This is a genomic window from Fimbriimonadaceae bacterium (assembly GCA_019638775.1).
Lineage (GTDB): Bacteria > Armatimonadota > Fimbriimonadia > Fimbriimonadales > Fimbriimonadaceae > JAHBTD01.
This window is the reverse complement of the sequence record JAHBTD010000002.1, coordinates 1024991-1045161: the sequence shown is the minus strand read 5'-3', so window position 1 is coordinate 1045161 and position 20171 is coordinate 1024991. Positions and strand designations below refer to the sequence as shown.

The following is a 20171-nucleotide window of genomic DNA, read 5'->3' as shown; positions in this document are numbered from 1 at the left end:
CAGGCATTCGGGCGTGGGGGGCCCTTTGAATAGGTCTTAGATGTCCTATAGGTCGTATTAGACACCTCGGACGAATCTTGGCAGGACAAAGCGGCACTGAGGTGCCGCACTCCACACCGGAACCGAGAGAGCGGTTCCTCCAGCCTGTGTAAAGTGTGTGAGAGCTTGTACAGATTCAAGCTGGTGTGTGGCTATACTCCATTCGGTATGTTCCGAACTCCCGTCGCCATTCTTGCCTGTCTTTGCGTCTGTGCAATAAGCGCTGCCCAGAGAAACCCCTTCCAGCCTCCGACAGCGAAGATCCACTACGCCCCGGACCGCACGTTCGACCTCAAGCATGTCGCCGTCACACTGGATATCGACTATCCGAACCGGGTGTACAGCGGCGTGGTCAAGAACACATACGCGCCGCTGAGGAGCGGGCTCACGTCGGTGATGCTCCATGCGTGGGAGGGGCTGACGATCAGCTCGGTCACGCTAGACGGGGCGACCGTCAACTACCGCCGCGACAAGGACGATCTACATGTCTCGTGCCCACCGACGGTACGCGGCAAGGCAAGCACGATCGTCATCAAGTACTCGTCGAAGGATCAGAAGGGAGGCCACTTTGCCGAAGGGGGCGGGTGGCATTGGATCGAGCCGAACGACTCGCACCCTAGCCATGTCGGCTTTTGGACGCAGGGCGAGACGCTGACCAACCGCCAGTGGTGCCCCACCTGGGACTATCCCAACGACTTTGCAACTTCGGAATCGGTAGTGACGGTGGATGCGGGCTGGTCGGTGATCGGGAACGGCAGTCTGGTGAGCGACACGGTCAAGAGCGGGCGGCGGACGTGGCACTGGAAGATGAGCCAGCCGCATGCCACCTATCTGATTTCACTGGTCGGCGGTCCGTTCGATATCGGGCGCGACACTTGGCAAGGGATCGACCTTTGGTACGTCGTGCCGAAAGGGAAGGGGCATCTCATCCCCGGCTCGTTCGACGACACAAAGGACATGCTCAGCTTCTTCTCCAAGGTGACTGGGCTGAAATATCCGTGGCCCAAATATGCACAGAACGCGATGTACGACTTTGGCGGAGGCATGGAGAACGTGAGCGCGACGACCCTGGGCGAGGGTGCGCTGACCGATCCGAGAGCCGGCTTCATGACCATGTCTGGCCTCAACGCCCACGAACTCGCGCATCAGTGGTTTGGCGATTATGTGACGTGCAAAGACTGGTCGCACATCTGGCTGAACGAGAGCTTTGCCACCTTCTTCCAAGCGCTCTACTTTGAACATGCTCGGGGTGCGGTGGGTTACGCCGAGTCGGTCGAAGGGAATATGCAGGGCTACTTCAACGAGGCGAGACGCTACAAGCGCCCGTTGGTCACGAAGATGTACGCCAATCCCGATTCAGTCTTCGACAGCCACGCCTATCCCAAAGGAGCGTCGGTTCTGCATACCCTGAGGCGAATGATCGGCGATCAAGCTTTCTTCGTTGGGATTAAAGCCTATCTGCTCAAGCACGCCAACCAGCCGGTCGTCAGCGACGATCTTTGCCAGGCCATGACGGATGCTTGCGGGTTCAGCCTGGAATGGTTCTGGGATCAATGGGTTTACAAGCCAGGACATCCCGTAATCGAATACGAGTGGAGCTACAACGATACGAACGAAGTGGTTCTGAAAGTCAGACAGATGCAGGGCACCGAAGACGGAACGCCGATCTATCGCATTCCGACCAAGGTTGGCTTCATTTCCGGCTCAAAAGTGACGAGTCAGGCGCTCACGTTATCCGATGCAGAACAGGAGTTCAAGTTCAAAACCACGCAAAAACCGGACGCGGTTATTCTGGACCCCGATCACGACTTCCTCCGCGAGATGAAGCATTCCTTCGCCGCCGATGAGGCTGAGTCCATTGCTCGCTATGCGCCTAATCCAATCGATCGCCGTGCTGCGCTGAACTTGATGCTCGCCGACTCCCCCGATGCGACAATGATCAGCGCTGCGCTTAGACTTTTGGAGTCGGACCGGGGGCAGTTTCCAGTGTTCAATTCTACTTCCGCGCTCGCCAAAGCGGCGGCCCCTGCGACCCTGTTGTTCTTCCGAAGCGAACTCACCCATCCCGACTTCGGAAGGAGAACGGAAGCGGTGCGAGTGTTAGGACAACCTGGAATGCCGGTATCGGACCGTAGCGCTATTCGTGCGTTGGTTTCGGATGCCCAGCCGTACAGCGTTGTTCTTGCGGCGCTTGGGGTACTCGACCCGAAGGAGGACACCCAGACATTCCTGAAGGCTGCGGCGATGTCAAGCCTAAGAGAGCAGATTCGTGCGCGGGCGCTGGGCGCCTTGACGACGGTAGACAAGCCAGAGGCAACAGCCGCCGTCATGAACGCCGCCAAGAGCGCCAATCCCGCCGTGCGGGTCGTCGGAATTCGGGCCATGGCGAGTCTGAAACTGAATGGCGAAATCAGAGGCATCCTCCGTGCCACTCTGAAACTCAAGGAGTGGGATGCCGTTTCAGCGGCGCTTGGGGCGATAAGAACCTATTCCGACAAGGAGATGATTGGTGACGTCGAAGCTCTCAGCAAACAAAAACTGCCTGCCAACATGCAGCAGCTCGTGGACAGAACGCTCCGAGATTTGAAAGGATAGAAGCCCCTGTGTAGGGCTGACATTCAGCGCCTGACAATCGGTATCTTTTGCGCATCTTCCTGCGCGATTGGTCCGTACTGACAAGGGAACAACTGCAACGGTCGGACGCAATGCGTCCTGTTATCAGGCCGAAGGACCCTCCATTTGGGTCCGTCCACTTGACACGCCCGAGTCTGCTGGGGCATACTTCCCCCTGGATTTTTCCGCCTTTGCGGAAAGATAATAGTCACGTCTAAGGAGGCGCATGGCGAGTCGCCAAAGGTTGCGGAACGAGTTCGAAAACGAGCAAAAACGAGCCTGAGGCCCCTGTCCGGCGCAAACGATAGGGACCTTTTTTGTTGCCAAAACAGAGCCCTGATTCTCCAGATGGGTCGTGACGGAACGGTTAAGTGAATTATGCCGACAGTAAACCAATTGGTCCGAAAAGGACGAAGAGTGCCGAAGGTCAAGAGTAAATCCCCGGCATTGAAATCAAATCCGCAGAAGCGCGGAGTGTGCACCGTTGTGCGAACGATGACCCCGAAGAAGCCGAACTCGGCTCTGCGGAAGGTTGCCCGTGTTCGCTTGGTGAACGGTATCGAGGTCACGGCATATATTCCCGGTGTTGGACACAACCTGCAAGAGCACTCTGTGGTGCTCGTTCGCGGTGGCCGCGTCAAGGACCTTCCCGGCGTTCGCTACCATATCGTCCGTGGAACCCAGCAGACAGCGGGAACGAACAACCGTATGCAGGGCCGATCCAAGTACGGCACGAAACGACCCAAGGCCGGAGCGAAGAAGTAAGGATTTAAGTTATGCCGAGAAAAGGTGCAGTTCCTAAGAGAATCGTCCTCCCCGATCCCGTTTACGGGTCGGAGATGGCCCAACGCTTTATCAACCGCATGATGCTGGGTGGTAAGAAAACCGTCGCCGAGAAGATTTTCTACGGCGCGCTCAGCCTCGTCGAGGAGCGCACGGGTGCGTCCGGAATCGACGTGTTCGAGAAGGCTTTGCACAATGTGATGCCGACTGTCGAAGTACGTCCCCGACGTGTTGGTGGACAGACGTATCAGGTTCCGATGGAGGTCCGCCCGGACCGTCGCCGAACCCTCGCTCTGCGTTGGCTCGTCCAAAACACGCGAAAGCGCGCTGGCAAAACCATGGTTGAAAAATTGGCCGGAGAGCTTATAGATGCCTCGAACGGGCAGGGAAGCTCGGTCAAGAAGCGTGAGGATACGCACCGCATGGCAGACGCGAACAAGGCGTTCTCCCACTACCGATTCTAAGTTTTCATTTTTTGTTTTTTGAAAAAGAGTTACTATGCCTCGAAGCCACCCTTTAAATCTGGTTCGCAACATCGGTATCGCCGCGCATATTGATGCGGGCAAGACGACCACAACCGAACGCATCCTCTATTACACTGGGCGATCCCACAAGATCGGCGAGGTGCACGACGGTGCGGCAACCATGGACTGGATGGTTCAGGAGCAGGAGCGAGGGATTACCATCACCTCGGCGGCAACCTCATGTTTCTGGTCAGGCTCCGACAAGGACAAGCCCGAGCATAAGATCAACATCATCGACACACCCGGACACGTTGACTTCACCGTTGAAGTCGAGCGTTCGCTCCGCGTCCTCGATGGGCTTGTAGCTGTCTATTGTGCGGTCGGTGGCGTTCAGCCGCAGTCCGAAACGGTCTGGCGTCAGGCGAATAAGTATAAGGTTCCCCGAATCGCTTTCGTCAACAAGATGGACCGTCTCGGCGCTGACTTCTTCCAGGTTGTGGAGAAGCTCCGGGCACGCCTTGGCGCAAACGCCGCCCCAATTCAGATTCCCATCGGCGCAGAGAGCCAGTACAAAGGCTACATCGACCTCATTACGATGAAGGCGACGATGTATATGTCCGATGACGGCAAGACCTCTGAGATCGTGGAGATCCCTGACGACCTCCGTGCCTCGGCGGTCGAATGGCGCGAGAAGATGATTGAGTCGATCTCCGATTTCGACGACTCCATCATGGAGCGCTTCCTCGAAGGTGAAGAGATTTCGGAAGCGGATATTCGCACAGCCTTGCGAACGGGCACACTGGCGAACAAAGTCGTCCCCATTCTTTCGGGCTCAGCGTTCAAGAACAAGGGCGTCCAGGCAATGCTCGACGCTGTTGTCGAGTTTCTCCCGTCGCCGGTTGACGTTGGCGAAGTGAAGGGCGTTCATCCGCGATCGGAAGAAGTGCTCGTCCGCCAGGCCGACGATAAAGAGCCGTTCTCAGCTCTGGTCTTTAAGATCATGAGCGACAAGCACGTAGGACGTCTTAGCTACATCCGCGTGTATTCGGGAACCCTCAAGAAGGGATCACCGGTTGCCATCGCGTATCGCGACCCGCAAACCAATGAATTCCGAATCCGCAACGAGCGCATCGGCCGTATCCTTGAGATGCATGCCAACAGCCGCAACGACCTCGATGAGGTGTGTGCCGGCGAAATCGTAGGCGTCATCGGTCTTGGTGATGTCAGTACGGGCTATACGGTTTGTGCCGAGAACGATCTGATCGCTTTGGAGAGCATCAAGTTCCCCGAACCGGTTATCCAGATCGCGATTGAGCCAAAGAGCAAGGCCGACCAAGAGAAGCTTTCGACTTCGTTGATTCGACTTGCCCAAGAGGACCCGACTTTCCGAATGTACACCGACGCGGAGAGCGGTCAAACGATCATCTCAGGAATGGGTGAGCTTCACCTTGAGATCATCGTCGACCGTCTCAACCGAGAGTTCGGTGTTCAGGCAAACCAGGGCAAGCCGCAGGTTGCCTACCGCGAGACGGTTCGCGTGAAGGCGAAGGCCGAAGGCCGGTTCATCCGTCAGACTGGCGGTTCAGGCCAGTACGGTCACTGCTGGCTGGAGATTGAGCCTTTGCCCGCAGGCGGTGGCTTTGTCTTCGAGAACAAGGTTGTCGGCGGATCAATCCCCAAGGAGTACATCCCCGCAATCGAAAAGGGCGTCCGGGAAGGATTGCTCGCAGGCGTTATGGCGGGCTATCCGGTCGTAGATGTGAAGGTCACAGTCTTGGAAGGCAGCTACCACGAAGTTGACTCGAACGAGAACGCCTTTAAGCAGGCGGCGGTCATCGGTTTCAAAGAGGCCATGAGAAAGGCCAATCCGGTGATCAAAGAGCCGATTATGCACGTCGAAGTCACGACGCCGGAAGGCAACGTCGGCGACGTGGTTGGCGACATCAACGGACGACGCGGACGCATCGAAGGCATGGAATCCGCGCTCGGTGGCACGAGCATCGTGAATGCACACGTTCCGCTGTCAGAAATGTTTGGCTACGTGACGACCCTGCGTTCGCTTACGCAAGGCCGAGCAATGCCGAACGTCACGCCGTCGCACTATGAAGAGGTTCCGCAAGGAATTGCGAACGAAATCATGGCGAAGGCTCAGGGCGGTCGGTAACAACACCCCGTTATCACCATAAAACCTCCAAGTGTTACGCTTGGAGGTATTCCTTTGTGCGATGCCTCTTAGTGTGCTCAACCGACTTCGCGCGAGCATATCGCACGCACTTTTTTTGACGATAGACTCGGTTGAAGGGGACATTCGCCCTTAGAAGGCCTATGACGTTGCGGTTAGCAGGGGTGAGCCGGTAAAATACCCGATTGTCGTTAACCCCTCCGTGTGGTTGGGGTGAGACCGAAGTCGGGCGACGGGTCGCCCTCCCAAACCACAAAGGAACAAGGAAATAAATGGCACGAGCTAAATTTGAGAGAAATAAGCCGCACGTCAACATCGGCACAATCGGCCACGTCGACCACGGCAAGACATCGCTGACCGCAGCTATTACCGGCGCCCTCGCATTCAAGGGCTTCGCCAAGAAGGTTGCGTACGCAGAGATCGACAACGCGCCGGAAGAGAAGGCACGAGGTATCACGATCAACATCTCCCACCAGGAGTACGAGACCGATACCCGCCACTATGCGCACGTTGACTGTCCGGGACACGCCGACTTTATCAAGAACATGATCACCGGCGCGGCTCAGATGGACGGCGCGATCCTCGTCGTTTCGGCTACCGACGGTCCGATGCCCCAGACACGCGAGCACATCCTGCTTGCCCGTCAGGTTGGCGTTCCTTACATCGTTGTTTTCATCAACAAGGTTGACCTCGTTGACGACGAAGAGCTGATCGAACTCGTCGAGATGGAAGTTCGAGATCTGCTGAGCAAGTACGGATTCCCAGGCGACGACACCCCCATCATCAAGGGTTCGGCGGTTAAGGCCATCGACGCGCTTGAGAAGGGCGCTGGCGTTGACGATCCTGCGTTCAAGCCGGTTTTCGACTTGATGGAAGCTGTCGACAGCTACATCCCGACCCCGCAGCGCGAAACCGAGAAGCCGTTCCTTATGGCTGTCGAGGACGTTTTCACGATCACGGGTCGCGGTACGGTTGCCACCGGCCGTGTCGAGCGCGGTTCGCTCTTGGTCAACACAGAAGTTGAAATCGTCGGCCTTATGGAAGCGCCCAAGAAGACGGTTTGTACAGGAATTGAAATGTTCCGCAAACTTCTGGATTCGGCTCAGGCGGGCGACAACGTTGGTCTGCTCCTTCGCGGTGTAGACCGAAAGGACATTGAGCGAGGCATGGTTGTATGTAAGCCAGGCTCGATCAAGCCGCACACCAAGTTCGACTCCGAGGTTTACGTTCTGTCGAAGGAAGAGGGCGGACGCCACACCCCGTTCGTAACGGGTTACCGACCGCAGTTCTACTTCCGCACGACGGACGTTACCGGTACGCTGAACCTTCCGACGGGCGTCGAAATGGTTATGCCCGGAGACAACATCACCATGACGATCGAGCTTATCTCGCCGATTGCTATGGAAATCGGCTCCAAGTTCGCTATCCGTGAGGGTGGTCGAACCGTTGGCGCTGGCACCATCTCGAAGGTTTACGAATAAGTAAGACTTCTGGAAAGTGTAAAAGAACCCCAATGCATGTGCATTGGGGTTCTCTTTTTTTGAGAGGCTGCTGTATCCTATCCAAGCCCTTGGACCCGGTTACAAAACTTGCAGTTTCGGTACACCGTTTTGACAGTTCAATTGGAAAGCAAGGAAGGATGGAATGGCAAAGAGTTTTGATGAGTTAGGAAAGCGTGGTCAGGTCAGCCGCCTGAAGTCAACAGCGTTGGATCTGCTTGCTCAGTATCCCGTCGACATCCGAGAATTGAAACTCATCAATCACGGCTTTAACACCACCTTCGCTGTCTCGGCAAGCGACGGCAGCAAGTACGCGCTGCGCATCAACACCAACTCCCTTCGAGACGAGGCGGAGATGAATGCCGAAGTGGCTTGGGTAAGCGCCCTGAGCGCCGAGACCGATCTGCGCGTGCCAACTCCCCAAACGACCAAGGGAGGCGCTCAGATCGCCGAAGCGTGGTCAGAGCCACTCAACCGTAAAGCCCGAGGGGTCTTGTACTCGTGGCTGCCAGGAAAGAACGCGGGAATCCCCCTTGCGCCGGCAACCGCCGAGGCGATGGGCAGGGCCACCAGAACAATGCACGAGCACGCAGCAGGCTTTCAAATGCCGGCTGGAGCCGGTTTAAAGCCCATCAAAGACGTGATGTTTGGCTATGAATACCAGATCGACCGGCACATGCCTGACCTGGATCATTCGCTCTTTCACAAGGTTGTGAACGAAGGGAACAGGCTCGTCAAGAAGCTAAACTCAGCAGCGCTCATCCCCATCCACTACGACCTGCACATGTGGAACGTAAAGTGGATGCGAGGGAAGCTATCGGTTTTCGATTTTGACGATACGATCCTGGGGACTCCCGTTATGGATGCGTACGTCACCCTCTTTTACATCCGAATCAGCCCCAATGCCGAGGAGATCGAAGAGGCGTACTGGCGGGGGCTTGGCTCGGCTCCTGCGGAGCTTGGTGTGACGCCCGAGGAGTTTGAATGGCTAGTCGCATCCCGAGCGCCTTTGCTTGTGAACGAATTCTATAAGAACAACACGGCTGGGTTTTCGGAGCTCGCACCCAAGTACGCAAAGGTGACCGAAACAAGGCTCAAACACTTTTCCGATACCGGACGTTTCGACCCCCGCGTCGCAACGATGCAGGGGTAGCTGATCCCTTCCTGATCTGCCACCAAACGGGCATGCGTTGTGTCTTGGCAACTTGCAGAACAGGCCACGCGGCTTCTTCGTTGCAATGGTCTGAGATGGGACTAACTGCGAGGGTTTATCAGGTTCAACCCGGTTGGTGGTATTATCTCCGAGCCGGGAGGTTGAGTCGTCTTTGCCGGACGGCTGTTTTTTCGGCAAACACAGGAGTATCAAAGGCAAATGAAAGTTAGAATACGACTTCGCGCGTACGATCACCGCTTGATCGACGCCTCTGCAGAGAAGATCACTGAGACCGCCAAGCGCACCGGCGCAAGAGTTTGCGGACCGGTTCCTCTTCCCACCAACATCCGCAAGTTCTGCGTGATTCGCGGGCCGCACATCGACAAGGAGTCGATGGAGCACTTCGAGCTTCGCACCCACAACCGTCTGATCGACATCCTTGAGCCCACCAACAAGACGATCGACGCGCTGATGCGCCTCGACCTTCCCAGCGGCGTGGATATCGAGATCAAGAGCTAGTTCGATACAATAAATCAGAAATCAGAAATCTGAGATCGGAGATCGGAAGGGCACAAGATGCTCGTCCAATCTCCGATTTTTTGATTATTAGATCGCTGATGGCAGATCGCTGATAACTGATCTCTGATTGCTGATTTCTGATTGCTGATTGCTGATTGCCGATTGCTGATTGCTGATTGCTGATTGCTGATAACTGATCGCTGATGGCAGATCGCTAATAACTGATAACTGATCTCTGATTGCAGATAGCTGATAGCTGATAGCTGTTCGCTGATAGCTCGTACTTCCCCTTACAATCCTTACTCTCCGGCCTATTCATAAGCCACGGTCAAGACTGACGCCGGTATCCTTCTGACTATGAAATGGCTGGGTCTGATCGGTGGCACAACTTGGCATTCGACGGCCATTTATTATCGGCACCTCAACGAACTTGCGAGCGCGAAGCTTGGCGGTGTGAGCAGCGCCAAGTGCATCCTCGTCTCACTCGACTTTCAAGAGGTCGTCCAGAACCAAAGCGGGGGAGATCTGTCTCAGAACGAGAGCCTCATTCTTGACGCAGCAGTACGGCTCAAGTCGGCCGGAGCAGAGGGGATCATGCTTTGCGCCAATACGATGCACTTCTTCGCCGACAAAGTGACGGAAAAAGTCTCGCTTCCGGTGATCCACATAGCCGAGGCCACAGCCGATGCCATCAAGGCACAAAACCTGAGCCGAGTTGCGCTTCTTGGCACGAAATATACGATGGAGATGGACTTCTATCGCGACAAGCTCAGCGCGTCGGGCATTGAGTGGCTCATCCCCAATGCAGCAGACCGCGACTTCATCAACAAATCGATTTTTGAGGAGATGGGGCTCGGCGTTTTTTCTGACGCAACGCGTGCCCGGTACGTGCAAATCATCGAGAGCCTAAAAGATCAAGGGGCGGAGGGCGCGATCCTGGGATGCACCGAGATTCCCATGCTCATCAGCGCCGAAGATGTGTCTATACCCACGTTCGATACAACCTTGATCCACGCAATGGCGGCCTCCGAATTTGCCTTGTCGGGGTAGAGCTCGAATCAAGCGAAGCCTCGCCAATCTAGTCGTGTCTCGGCTGGTACGATTTCTAAGTGATCACTAGCCTATCGCCGATTCTGGCCACTGCCGATATTCAGGCCACGGTTAAGTTTTACACCGACGTCCTCGGCTTCACCTCAAGCTGGACGTGGGGTGATACGCCCGACTTCGGCGGAGCCAACTGGGGCAACGTCAGCTTCATGTTCAGTCTCAACCCGGAGCTGGCTGAGCGCAGCGAGGGCCAAGAGCAGTGGATCAGCGTCGAGGATGTGGATTCACTTTATGCCAAGCATCTTGAAAACGGAGCGTTGATCGTCTCGGCGATTGAAGACAAGCCTTGGGGCCGACGGGAGTACACCGTCCGCGATCCGAGCGGATACCATCTTCGCTTTGCCGGCGACCCCTCGCATTTCTCGCAAGGACCGGGCGAGTTCCCCCACGGAGTGAAGATCGTGCGCCGGATGCCAACTCAGCAAGAATATGACACGGTTGCAGGCAGCGCTTTCTATAAAGATGGCGCGCCGGAGGGAGTTCTTGATCGCACCTGGCAAGGCATCGTGGCAATAAACCCTGATGGTGAAGTGATCGGGACGACGCGAATCATGTACGATGCCCCCGGCTGGTTCAGCATTTGGGACGTAGCCGTGCTGCCCGATTGGCAGGGCAAGAGGATCGGGACGGCGATGATGGAGGAGGCTATAGAAATTGTCCGAGAAGAAGCGCCAGGGGCCTTTGTATTTCTCTTCACGTTCAAACACGGCTTCTATGAACGGCTTGGATTTTCCAAGGGCAGCGTCCATATGTTGAAAGTTTAAAGATTTATCCTATCCAGAGAAGACTGCATTTGCGCCGCCGACTTTGTTTCTCTCAAAGTCGCAAAGACGCAATACTTGTTTGAATGAACGAGAAACGAGCCTGGATGCTCCCCGATGGAAGCAAGGACGAAAGATTCGACTCTTGGACCTGAACGCCTAAACGCCCGAATGCCTGAACACTCAACGCCACCTGCCAACCATTTGCCGACAACTTGCCAACCACCTGCCGACCACCTGACAAAAACTTGCCAACGTCCCCCAATAGGCCCTGTTTCCCTTTTCCTGTTCCAATTGGGTATAACTCTGACCCGCGCTCCGAGCAATCGGAGAACGAAATCGTACGGCTTCAAGCTGGCGGCGATGCCGACCCGAGCAAGTTGACCCGGGCAACGGTTCTAAAAGAATCGCCCAAGAGCAGAAGAAGCTGAACGAAAGAACTTAACTTGTATCCCGATGGTTCGGGGTGCCCAAGGAGTGTTTGATGCTGCCAGGAATACTCGGCACAAAAGTTGGCATGACGCACATCTTTACGGATGAAGGGAAGATGATCCCGGTAACGGTCATTCAGGCCGGACCGGTTTACGTCACCCAGATCAAGACGGAAGATACAGACGGCTATAAAGCCGTACAGGTCGGTTTTGGCGAAATGAGCGATAAGAGGCTCACTTTTCCGAAGTACGGCCATTTGAAGAAGGCCGGAGTCGGCACCAATCTGCGCACCATGCGCGAGTTCCGCGTGGACGACACAAGCGCGTTTGAGCTCGGACAGCAGATTGGAGTGGATATCTTCAACGAGGGCGATGTGATCGTCGTAACCGGAAAGAGCAAGGGTCGCGGTTTCGCCGGTGGCGTGAAGCGATACCACTTTAAGGGCCAGCACATGACCCACGGTTTTATGACGCACCGACGGCCGAACTCAAGCGGTGCCACTGGACCGCAGCGCGTTTTTAAGGGAACCCGCAAGCCCGGACACATGGGCGCAGAGCAGGTCACCCAAGTTGGATTGAAGGTGGTGAAGGTCGACACCGAACGAAACCTTATTCTCGTCGATGGATCGGTCCCCGGTCCGAACGGCGCGTTCGTTGTGATCAAGAAGAGGTAACAGCCATGGCGAGTTTAGAAGTCAAAGGTAAAGACGGTAAAAAGGTCGGCACAGTCGATCTTGGCAAAGCGCTTGCTTCAGCCGAGGTTAGCGTTCACGTCGTCCACCGCACAGTTGTTGCAGAAGAGTCGAACTCTCGACAGGGCACCCAAAAGACGAAGACCCGGTCGGAAGTTCGAGGTGGCGGTCGAAAGCCATACAAGCAGAAGAAGACAGGTAACGCTCGACAGGGTACGATCCGTGCTCCGCACTATGCCCACGGTGGTATGGCGCTCGCGATCACCCCGCGCGATTACGATAAGAAAGTGAACAAGCGCGAGCGCAGAGCCGCGATCCTTGGTTCTTTGGCCGCGCGCATCAACGCCGGTGACGTTATCGTCGCCGACGCGATCGCATTTAAAGAGTCCAAAACTAAGGCTGCGCAGGCGTTCCTCGCAGCCTTAGGAGCTGATAAGGTCAAGCGCGTTCTGATTATTCTGCCCAGCTACGACGAAACCACCTACAAAAGTTTCCGGAATCTGCCCAACGTCGAAGTCAGAACGGCTCCGGCGAAGGCTGGCGAAGGAACCAAAACCGTCGCCTTTTCCACCCGCGATGTGGTGATCGCTCACAAGATCGTGATCGCCAAGGACGCGCTGGCAAAGGTAGAGGAGGTTTGGGGCTAATGATTAGAGATCCGCATACCATCATCATCAAGCCGTTCATCACCGAGCGGTCGGTATCCCTCTCCTATGGCGATCATCGCATCGAAAAGGAAGAGGATATCCAGCGGCAATACACTTTTATCGTCGCAACGGACGCCAACAAGATCCAGATCAAATCGGCTTTCGAGTCGATCTACAACATCGGACGCAAGGATGCCGACAAGCTCGTCGTCGAAAAGGTCCGAACGATCACGATCCATGGCAAGACGAAAAAGGTTCGCACCAAAGCGCGCGCCTTCCCCATCGCCGGAAAAACATCCGTGCGAAAGAAGGCGGTTATCACCCTGAAGAAGGGCCAGCTGCTTGAGGAGTACGGAGTCTAAAAATGGCCACTCGCAAGATGAAACCGACCTCGCCAGGCGTTCGCTTTAAGATCGTCTCGGACTATAAAGAGGTCACTAAGAAGCCACCGGAGAAGGGTCTTCTCGGCAAAATGTCGAAGAGCGGTGGTCGAAACCACACCGGTCGCATCACGATGTTCCAGCGCGGCGGTGGAAACAAGCGCCGCTATCGAATCGTGGACTTCAAGCGCGATAAAGACGCTTACACGGCCAAGGTCGCCGCGATCGAATACGATCCGAACCGAACCTGCCGAATCGCTTTGCTGCACTACCGCGATGGCGAAAAGCGCTACATCCTTGCCCCCAAGGGCCTGGAAGTTGGCAGCTATGTTCAGAGCGGACCCGATGCGGACATCCTCCCCGGCAACTGTTTGCCGATGAGAAATATCCCTGTCGGTAACTTCGTCCATAACATTGAGCTTCAGCCTGGCAAGGGCGGACAGATGGTCCGTTCGGCGGGCGCTGCCGCTCAGATCATGGCCAAGGAAGGGAATTACGTCACGCTTCGACTGCCCAGCGGCGAAATGCGGATGGTCCACATCGACTGTCGCGCAACCGTTGGCGAAGTCGGCAACGCTCAACACGAAAACGAGCGCATGGGCAAGGCCGGTATCAACCGAGGCCGAGGCCGCAAGCCAAAGGTTCGTGGTGTTGTCAAGTCCCCACGCGATCACCCACACGGTGGTGGTGAAGCCAAATCGCCGGTTGGCCGAAAGAAGGGGCCTGTGGACCGTTGGGGCAACAAGGCTCTTGGCGAGCGTACGCGACACAACAAGCGTACAGACAAATTTATCGTTCGACGGAGGGGGAGCAAGTAGGCATTCGGGCATTAAGGCGTTTGGCATAAGGAACTTTTCCTAACCGAACGCCTGAACACCCAAAGCCACAAGGCCCCAAAAAGAAGTGCACTGCCCGCCCAAAAGGGCGAGGGTTAACACAGGAGAAAAATGGCAAGAAGTTTAAAGAAAGGGTTCTTTGTTGATGACCATCTGATGAAGAAGGTCAACAGAATGAACGCCTCTGGAGAAAAGAAGATCATCAAGACGTGGTCTCGCCGTTCGACAATTACGCCGGACATGGTCGGACACACGATCGCCGTACACGACGGACGAAAGCACGTAGCCGTGTTCGTCACGGAAAACATGATCGGACACAAACTTGGCGAGTTCGCCCCGACCCGCACCTATCGCGGACACGGTGGCAGCATGCCGGATCGAGGGGTGAGGCTCAGATAAGCGAACGGCGAATCGCGATCAGCCACAAAGCCGGGTCGCAGATTGCTGAGATCGAATAGCCACACTAGGCCCCAGGTTGAAGGGGTGCTCGTGGAAAAAGGTACAATTTGACGCTATTTTGCCTCGGAGGAGGCAGCGTCCTACACGCCGAGAAAATCGGCTTATGGATAAGACGGAATGGAAGTTCGAGCAGTTGCAAAATATGTGAGAGTGCAGCCACGCAAGGTGCGCATCGTCGCGGATGAAGTCCGTGGCAAGTACGCCGAGCACGTTGTCTCTCTTCTGCGCTATCACCCGAGCAAGTCGGCAAAGGCTTTGCGAAACGTGCTGATTAGCGCAATGGCCAACGCGCAGGAGAATCATGGGATGTCTCCGGGCAATCTTCGTATCGCGACCATCATGATCGACGAAGGCCCAAGAATGAAGCGCATTCAGGCTCGAGCGATGGGCCGTGCTTTCCGCATCGTGAAGAAGACCAGCCATATCACTGTGGTCGTCGAAGATGCAGAGCCGCCAGCAAAGATTAAGCCTCATGGCACCAAGCCAAAGCCGAGGCCGTCATTCGCTGATGCTAAGAAGGCCAAGGCAAAAGAGAAGAAGGCAGCCCCCGCAGAGGTCGTTGCTGAAGCTCCGGTCGCCGTCGAAGATGTCGTAGAAGAAACAGCCACCGCAGCGGCGCCGGTCGAAGAGACCACTGCTGAAGCGCCGGTTGAGGAAGTTGTTGAAGAAACCGTTGCCGAAGCCGCCGCTGAAGAATCAGCCCCGGTCGAGGAAGCGGCAGAGACGCCTGAGACAACCGAAGGCGATTCAGAGAACAAAGAGGGAGCGGAGTAAATTTGGGTCAAAAAATCCATCCAGTCGGTTTTCGCGTAGGTGTTATCCGTGGCTTTGACAGCCACTGGTACGAGAACAAGAAGAACTACCATAAGTCTCTTCTTCAGGATCACCAGATTCGCGAATACATCAAGAACAAGATCGGTAAGGGAATCATCTCCCGTATCGAGATTGAGCGCGCAGCGAACCGGATCAAGGCGACGATCTTTACGTCCCGACCGGGCGCTGTCATTGGTAAGAAGGGCGAAGGCATCAATGAGCTTTCAGACACCCTGAACCGAAAGGTGCGCAAGTTGGACAAGACGATGGCCGTTCAAGTGAACGTCACCGAAGTCCGCCAGCCCGAGCTTGACGCGCAACTCGTTGCCGAGAATATTGCGGTCCAGCTCGAAAAACGTGTATCCCACCGACGTGCCATGCGACAGGCGATGACCCGCGCCGTACGCATGAACGGTCGTGGCATTAAGGTACACGTTTCAGGAAGATTGAACGGCGCCGAAATCGCCCGCAACGAGCAAGACAAAGTCGGAAAGATTCCGCTTCATACGCTCCGCGCAGACATCGATTACGGAGTCACATTTGCCCACACGATCTACGGTTCGGTGGGCGTTAAAGTTTGGATTTATCGAGGAGAGGTTCTTCCCGAAAAGCGAATCGATAAGAATCGAGCTCGCGACGCCGAAGCCGAAGCGCCTGTAAAGGCGAAGAAGGAGTCCGCTCCTGCCGCCGCTGAAGCAGCTCCCGAAGTACCCGTACTCAAATCTGAGGCGGAGCCCAAGGCTGCGCCTGCGGAGACGACAAACCCCGCTGGGAGTGAGGAGTAACACATCATGTTGATGCCAAAAAGGGTCAAATATAGAAAGATGATGCGCGGCCGCATGAAGGGTCAGGAGACTCGCGGCAACTTCATCGCCTTCGGCGAATACGGGATCATGGCTATGGAGCCGGCATGGATTACGAGCAGACAAATCGAAGCCGCTCGTATCGCCATGACGCGACACGTACGTCGTGGCGGTAAGGTCTGGATTCGTATCTTCCCGCAGAAGTCTTATACAAAGAAGCCGCTCGAAACTCGTATGGGTAAGGGTAAGGCCGCCATCGAAGGATGGGTAGCCGTCGTCAAGCCGGGCCGTGTGATGTTTGAAATGGCAGGCGTCTCTGAAGAGATGGCGAAAGAGGCTATGCGACTGGCGATTTTCAAAATGCCGATGCGCTGCAAGTTCGTCACTTTGCGCGACTTCCCGGATTCACCCGGTCCGAAGACGCCGTTCGTGATGACCGCAAAAGCCCTTCGGCGACAGGCTGCAGAGCTTGCTGCCCTGGATGAGGCCGTAACTGCCGCAACCGATGAGGCATCGGCTGACGTGCCAACGATTGGTGAAGAGGTTGCCGGTGAGCCTGCAGAGGAGAGCACCGAATAGGTCGCTGTGATTGAGATGAAGGAATTAAAAGCTGCAGAATTGCGAGACAAATCGGTCCCCGAGCTTGAAGAGCTCGCGGCAAAAGAGAGAGCGGCGCTTTACAAAGCCCGACGAGACCTCGTGTTTCGCCAGATCACTGACACGGCCCAGTTGAAGGCCCGAAGGCATAATATCGCGCGCATCCTTACGCTGATTGCCGAGAAGAAACGAGGAAACGACTAATGCCCGAAGCTACCGAGAAGAAGTCAACAAAGAAGGCAGCCCCCAAAGCCGCCAAGACCAAGGCCCCCAAGGAAGCCGTTGAGGCTGGGAGCCAGGATCGAGGTCGGCGCAAGCTTCGACAGGGCGTCGTCAGCAGCAACCGCATGTCGAAGACGGTTGTCGTTAAGGTAGAGCGACGCGTGCAGCACCCGCTGTATGGCAAGGTCGTTAAGCGTACGGAGAAGTTTAAGGCACACGACGAGGTCGGTTGCGACATCGGAGATACCGTGGAGATCATGGAGACCAGACCGATTAGCCGAGAGAAGCGCTGGCGCGTCACTCGGATCATCGAAAAGGTCCGATAGTTTTGGAGTGCGGGGCTTCAGCCCCGCTTTTGTTGCGCGATTTATCGTCGCAACAAATTAAGCAACGTGCAGTCGTTGCTTAATCGAAGAGAATTTGTAAGGGCCATGAGCCCGAGCAGGAAGAGAGTTTTGAGTTGGACCGCAGGCCAATAGAAAGCCGGCGCCACAAGGGAAGACAGCAATGGTTCAGCAATTTACGAGATTAAAGGTTGCCGATAATTCGGGCGCGCGAGATGTCATGTGCATCCGCGTCCTGAAGGGTTCGCAGCCCCGATATGGAGGCGTCGGCGACATCATCGTGGCGTCTGTCAAGATCGCGACGCCGAATATGCCGATCAAGAAGGGAGACGTTATCAAGGCGGTCATCGTGCGAACGAAAAAAGCGATCCGCCGACAAGACGGCTCCACACTTCGATTCGACGACAATGCATGCGTCGTGATCAACCCGGCCAACCTTGAGCCGCGTGGCACACGCATCTTTGGCCCGGTCGCTCGCGAACTTCGCGATCACAACTTTATGAAGATCGTTTCGCTCGCTCCGGAGGTGCTGTAATGACTAAAGCTGAAATCATCGCTCGCGCATCCAACGTCAAGCTCAAGATTCGAACTGGCGACAAGGTCAAGATCATCGCCGGCAAGGACAAGGGCGAAATCGGATTCGTTGCCGCCGTCTTCCCCAAGAAGATGCGCGCCGTCGTTCTAAAGGAGAACGAGGAGAACGCAGACCAGCCGATTCCTTTGAACGCCGCTGTCAAGCACCAGAAGGCTCGCACGACCGCAGAGAAGTCTTCACGCTTCCTGATGGCAAAGGCAATCCACCTGAGCAACCTTATGGTTCTTGATCCCAAGACAAACGAGCCGACTCGGGTTGGAAGACGTAAAGAAGGCGACAAGATCGTTCGGTTTGCAAAGAAGTCGGGAACGACTTTCGAAGACAAGCCCAACATCGTCAAAGACTAATTGGATTTTGTGGTGCGGGCATCCCTGCCTTCACTCAAGAAGAAGTGACCTCGCACGCTTGGCCAGAAATCAAGCGGTAGGAGATCGATAATGGCAAGAAAAGACAAAAACGAAGGCATCGCCGTAGATAAGCTCCCTGCACCACGGCTCAAAAAGGTTTATAAAGAGACGGTTGTACCCAAGCTCCAAGAGCAGTTCAGCTATAAGTCGTCTATGCAGATCCCACGATTGCAGAAGATCGTGATCAACATGGGTACTGGCATCGACGAGAAGCACCTTGAGAACTCAGTGCGTGACCTGATCCTCATCGCTGGTCAAAAGCCCGTCGTCACCGTCGCAAAGAACTCGATCGCGAACTTTAAGGTCCGCGAGGGAATGAAGATCGGATGCAAAGTCACTCTGCGCGGCGATCGAATGTATCACTTCCTCGACAAGCTGGCGACCGTAGTTCTCCCCCGAATTCGTGACTTTCAGGGCCTTAGCTCAAAGTCGTTCGATGGACGTGGTAACTACGCTCTCGGACTGAAAGAGCAGTTGGTTTTCCCCGAAATCCCTTACGATTCGTTCGACCGAATTCGCGGAATGGATATCGTCATCTGCACCACAGCAGCAACCGACGATGAGGCTCGCAGCTTCCTAAAGCTGATGGGTCTGCCGCTTCGCGAGAACTAAGTCCACTTTGGAACTTGAGCAAGAACCCCGTCGGCACTCTGCCGACGGGGTTCTTTACTTCAAAATCGGATTGTGTGTCGTCACCGTTTCGGGTCAAGCGGGATGCCGACGATCTCAACGATCTTTGTCCGCGTCCCCGCCAACACCAACTTTCCAACTTTTGTAGGGTCCACATAAAGGATCACGCTCACATGTCTAGGTGTGTTGTGCACAGTGCTCATCGCTAACCCTGCGCCCCGAACACGTCCGTTTTGTTCAAATGAGCGCACGTACATCTCGGTTGAATAAGGTTTGCCCTCCTCATCCGAGTATAAGAGCGCGTTTCCTTCTGTGTCCTTCAGCGATAAGCTTGCGATCACGGGTGGCCCGTCAATGCTGCTACGGTCGATTGCGACGGTCCATGCTGCCCCACGTCGTGTGTTAAAGCTTTGAAGGTACTGATCTCGTACACCGGGGTAGATCGCCGAAATCTTGTAAATTTGTCCTGCGAGATTGACTGTTTCACCAGCTTGGCAAACTAGCTCTTTGGTCTCCTGAATCGGATCGTTTTGCAGCAGGCGGATACTTGTCGTGGACTTATCGTTGGTTTCGCTTACAACGCGGTACTCAATACGGCTGTACGAACCGGTACCCGCAGATTTGTAGCCGGTTAAGGGGCCAATACCAAGGGTTACACCGCCTCGCAGTTCGCCCGAACCAACACCACCGACATTTATGTTTGCCAACGGTTTGCCCTGCTGAACAGGTGGGCTTGTGATCTTCATGATGATGATTCGATTCTTCCTTCCAAACTTGAAGCTCATCGTTGGAACGTTCGCACTTGCCCACTGGGGCGCTTTGAGAGCTGCGAGCATCCTTTCGCGCAGATCCTTGTCCGGCTCACCGTCATAAGTCCAGCAGGCTATGTCGGCTTCGTTCATCTGACAGACGCCAACAATCTCGGCTTGAGCCCCTTCTGCGTTCTTGTAAGTCCCCTCCACGGTGATGTCAGGCTTTGCCGGAGGAGTATTCGCTGGTGTGTTGCCTGTGGATGTATTCGTAGGCCTTGGCGAGGCTGGTTCAAAGCCCGAGGACGCAGAAGGAGCGCCCTCCCGTGAGTCGCCGTTCTCGCTTTGATTGCCACATCCCGATAGAGTCAAAGCGAGAAGGCTAAGTACGCAGATCAACGGTCTCATCAATACTCCCCATCATAACAGCTTGACGAAGGCAAAAC

The 20171-nt window shown here is 55.4% G+C and carries 23 protein-coding genes; 22 read left to right on the top strand and 1 reads right to left on the bottom strand.

The features are described from left to right. Positions 1-207 precede the first annotated feature (207 nt). From KF784_11080 to rplE, 22 genes are all read left to right on the top strand, one after another. Positions 208-2634 (top strand): hypothetical protein, encoded by a 2427-nt coding sequence (locus tag KF784_11080; GenBank protein MBX3119599.1) that lies wholly within the window; start codon positions 208-210, stop codon positions 2632-2634. A gap of 396 nt (positions 2635-3030) precedes the next feature. Beyond that, the gene (gene rpsL, locus KF784_11075; protein ID MBX3119598.1) at positions 3031-3417 is read left to right on the top strand and encodes a 30S ribosomal protein S12; all 387 of its coding nucleotides are present in this window, start codon (positions 3031-3033) and stop codon (positions 3415-3417) included. An 11-nt stretch (positions 3418-3428) separates the two neighbouring features. After that, a complete protein-coding gene (gene rpsG, locus KF784_11070; GenBank protein ID MBX3119597.1) occupies positions 3429-3899 on the top strand; it encodes a 30S ribosomal protein S7 in 471 nt (156 codons plus the stop codon). Between the two features lie 34 nt (positions 3900-3933). Beyond that, positions 3934-6063 carry an elongation factor G gene (fusA, locus tag KF784_11065; GenBank protein ID MBX3119596.1) on the top strand — a complete coding sequence of 710 codons (2130 nt, stop codon included), beginning with the start codon at positions 3934-3936 and terminating at the stop codon, positions 6061-6063. Positions 6064-6353: 290 nt separating this feature from the next. Beyond that, positions 6354-7562, top strand: coding sequence for an elongation factor Tu (tuf, locus tag KF784_11060; protein ID MBX3119595.1), 1209 nt, complete (start codon positions 6354-6356; stop codon positions 7560-7562). Between the two features lie 163 nt (positions 7563-7725). Next, on the top strand, positions 7726-8733 hold the full coding sequence (locus tag KF784_11055; GenBank protein ID MBX3119594.1) for a phosphotransferase: 1008 nt from the start codon (positions 7726-7728) through the stop codon (positions 8731-8733). A gap of 219 nt (positions 8734-8952) precedes the next feature. Then, positions 8953-9252 (top strand): 30S ribosomal protein S10, encoded by a 300-nt coding sequence (rpsJ, locus tag KF784_11050; GenBank protein MBX3119593.1) that lies wholly within the window; start codon positions 8953-8955, stop codon positions 9250-9252. A gap of 357 nt (positions 9253-9609) precedes the next feature. Continuing rightward, positions 9610-10302: an aspartate/glutamate racemase family protein gene (locus KF784_11045; protein ID MBX3119592.1), complete on the top strand. Its 693-nt coding sequence runs from the start codon at positions 9610-9612 to the stop codon at positions 10300-10302. A gap of 59 nt (positions 10303-10361) precedes the next feature. Next, a complete protein-coding gene (locus KF784_11040) occupies positions 10362-11123 on the top strand; it encodes a GNAT family N-acetyltransferase (GenBank protein ID MBX3119591.1) in 762 nt (253 codons plus the stop codon). A gap of 481 nt (positions 11124-11604) precedes the next feature. Continuing rightward, complete coding sequence (gene rplC / locus KF784_11035) at positions 11605-12225, top strand: 50S ribosomal protein L3 (GenBank protein MBX3119590.1); 621 nt, start codon at positions 11605-11607, stop codon at positions 12223-12225. A gap of 5 nt (positions 12226-12230) precedes the next feature. Next, positions 12231-12890, top strand: a complete 660-nt coding sequence (gene rplD / locus KF784_11030) for a 50S ribosomal protein L4 (GenBank protein MBX3119589.1) — start codon at positions 12231-12233, stop codon at positions 12888-12890. After that, a complete protein-coding gene (locus tag KF784_11025) occupies positions 12890-13252 on the top strand; it encodes a 50S ribosomal protein L23 (GenBank protein ID MBX3119588.1) in 363 nt (120 codons plus the stop codon). Before rplD ends, KF784_11025 begins: the two co-directional genes overlap by 1 nt. A gap of 2 nt (positions 13253-13254) precedes the next feature. Next, positions 13255-14088 (top strand): 50S ribosomal protein L2, encoded by an 834-nt coding sequence (gene rplB / locus KF784_11020; GenBank protein ID MBX3119587.1) that lies wholly within the window; start codon positions 13255-13257, stop codon positions 14086-14088. 129 nt (positions 14089-14217) lie between these two features. After that, complete coding sequence (rpsS, locus tag KF784_11015) at positions 14218-14505, top strand: 30S ribosomal protein S19 (protein ID MBX3119586.1); 288 nt, start codon at positions 14218-14220, stop codon at positions 14503-14505. A gap of 177 nt (positions 14506-14682) precedes the next feature. Continuing rightward, the gene (gene rplV / locus KF784_11010) at positions 14683-15339 is read left to right on the top strand and encodes a 50S ribosomal protein L22 (GenBank protein MBX3119585.1); all 657 of its coding nucleotides are present in this window, start codon (positions 14683-14685) and stop codon (positions 15337-15339) included. 2 nt (positions 15340-15341) lie between these two features. Next, on the top strand, positions 15342-16163 hold the full coding sequence (gene rpsC / locus KF784_11005; protein ID MBX3119584.1) for a 30S ribosomal protein S3: 822 nt from the start codon (positions 15342-15344) through the stop codon (positions 16161-16163). 6 nt (positions 16164-16169) lie between these two features. Then, positions 16170-16760, top strand: coding sequence for a 50S ribosomal protein L16 (rplP, locus tag KF784_11000; protein MBX3119583.1), 591 nt, complete (start codon positions 16170-16172; stop codon positions 16758-16760). Between the two features lie 15 nt (positions 16761-16775). Further along, positions 16776-16982 carry a 50S ribosomal protein L29 gene (rpmC, locus tag KF784_10995; protein ID MBX3119582.1) on the top strand — a complete coding sequence of 69 codons (207 nt, stop codon included), beginning with the start codon at positions 16776-16778 and terminating at the stop codon, positions 16980-16982. Beyond that, positions 16982-17326 (top strand): 30S ribosomal protein S17, encoded by a 345-nt coding sequence (rpsQ, locus tag KF784_10990; protein MBX3119581.1) that lies wholly within the window; start codon positions 16982-16984, stop codon positions 17324-17326. The genes rpmC and rpsQ overlap by 1 nt, the downstream gene beginning before the upstream one ends. Before the next feature lie 181 nt (positions 17327-17507). Next, the gene (rplN, locus tag KF784_10985) at positions 17508-17879 is read left to right on the top strand and encodes a 50S ribosomal protein L14 (GenBank protein ID MBX3119580.1); all 372 of its coding nucleotides are present in this window, start codon (positions 17508-17510) and stop codon (positions 17877-17879) included. After that, complete coding sequence (gene rplX / locus KF784_10980) at positions 17879-18286, top strand: 50S ribosomal protein L24 (GenBank protein ID MBX3119579.1); 408 nt, start codon at positions 17879-17881, stop codon at positions 18284-18286. The genes rplN and rplX overlap by 1 nt, the downstream gene beginning before the upstream one ends. A 90-nt stretch (positions 18287-18376) precedes the next feature. Next, entirely contained in the window at positions 18377-18958 is a 582-nt protein-coding gene (gene rplE, locus KF784_10975; protein MBX3119578.1) for a 50S ribosomal protein L5, read from the top strand. Positions 18959-19038: 80 nt separating this feature from the next. On the opposite strand, the gene KF784_10970 is transcribed toward rplE, so the two are convergent. Continuing rightward, positions 19039-20133 carry a hypothetical protein gene (locus KF784_10970; protein ID MBX3119577.1) on the bottom strand — a complete coding sequence of 365 codons (1095 nt, stop codon included), beginning with the start codon at positions 20131-20133 and terminating at the stop codon, positions 19039-19041. Between the last annotated feature and the right edge of the window lie 38 nt (positions 20134-20171).

Bases quoted from the DNA above. Each gene is read 5' to 3' on its own strand.
- rplD (MBX3119589.1), top strand. From the start codon at position 12,231: ATGGCGAGTTTAGAAGTCAAAGGTAAAGACGGTAAAAAGGTCGGCACA.
- rpsJ (MBX3119593.1), top strand. From the start codon at position 8,953: ATGAAAGTTAGAATACGACTTCGCGCGTACGATCACCGCTTGATCGAC.
- fusA (MBX3119596.1), top strand. From the start codon at position 3,934: ATGCCTCGAAGCCACCCTTTAAATCTGGTTCGCAACATCGGTATCGCC.
- rplC (MBX3119590.1), top strand. From the start codon at position 11,605: ATGCTGCCAGGAATACTCGGCACAAAAGTTGGCATGACGCACATCTTT.
- KF784_11045 (MBX3119592.1), top strand. From the start codon at position 9,610: ATGAAATGGCTGGGTCTGATCGGTGGCACAACTTGGCATTCGACGGCC.
- tuf (MBX3119595.1), top strand. From the start codon at position 6,354: ATGGCACGAGCTAAATTTGAGAGAAATAAGCCGCACGTCAACATCGGC.
- KF784_11080 (MBX3119599.1), top strand. From the start codon at position 208: ATGTTCCGAACTCCCGTCGCCATTCTTGCCTGTCTTTGCGTCTGTGCA.
- rplX (MBX3119579.1), top strand. From the start codon at position 17,879: ATGACTAAAGCTGAAATCATCGCTCGCGCATCCAACGTCAAGCTCAAG.
- rplN (MBX3119580.1), top strand. From the start codon at position 17,508: ATGGTTCAGCAATTTACGAGATTAAAGGTTGCCGATAATTCGGGCGCG.
- rplP (MBX3119583.1), top strand. From the start codon at position 16,170: ATGTTGATGCCAAAAAGGGTCAAATATAGAAAGATGATGCGCGGCCGC.
- rplE (MBX3119578.1), top strand. From the start codon at position 18,377: ATGGCAAGAAAAGACAAAAACGAAGGCATCGCCGTAGATAAGCTCCCT.
- rpsL (MBX3119598.1), top strand. From the start codon at position 3,031: ATGCCGACAGTAAACCAATTGGTCCGAAAAGGACGAAGAGTGCCGAAG.
- KF784_11055 (MBX3119594.1), top strand. From the start codon at position 7,726: ATGGCAAAGAGTTTTGATGAGTTAGGAAAGCGTGGTCAGGTCAGCCGC.
- KF784_10970 (MBX3119577.1), bottom strand. From the start codon at position 20,133: ATGAGACCGTTGATCTGCGTACTTAGCCTTCTCGCTTTGACTCTATCG.
- rplV (MBX3119585.1), top strand. From the start codon at position 14,683: ATGGAAGTTCGAGCAGTTGCAAAATATGTGAGAGTGCAGCCACGCAAG.
- rpsS (MBX3119586.1), top strand. From the start codon at position 14,218: ATGGCAAGAAGTTTAAAGAAAGGGTTCTTTGTTGATGACCATCTGATG.
- rpsG (MBX3119597.1), top strand. From the start codon at position 3,429: ATGCCGAGAAAAGGTGCAGTTCCTAAGAGAATCGTCCTCCCCGATCCC.
- rplB (MBX3119587.1), top strand. From the start codon at position 13,255: ATGGCCACTCGCAAGATGAAACCGACCTCGCCAGGCGTTCGCTTTAAG.
- rpmC (MBX3119582.1), top strand. From the start codon at position 16,776: ATGAAGGAATTAAAAGCTGCAGAATTGCGAGACAAATCGGTCCCCGAG.
- rpsQ (MBX3119581.1), top strand. From the start codon at position 16,982: ATGCCCGAAGCTACCGAGAAGAAGTCAACAAAGAAGGCAGCCCCCAAA.
- KF784_11025 (MBX3119588.1), top strand. From the start codon at position 12,890: ATGATTAGAGATCCGCATACCATCATCATCAAGCCGTTCATCACCGAG.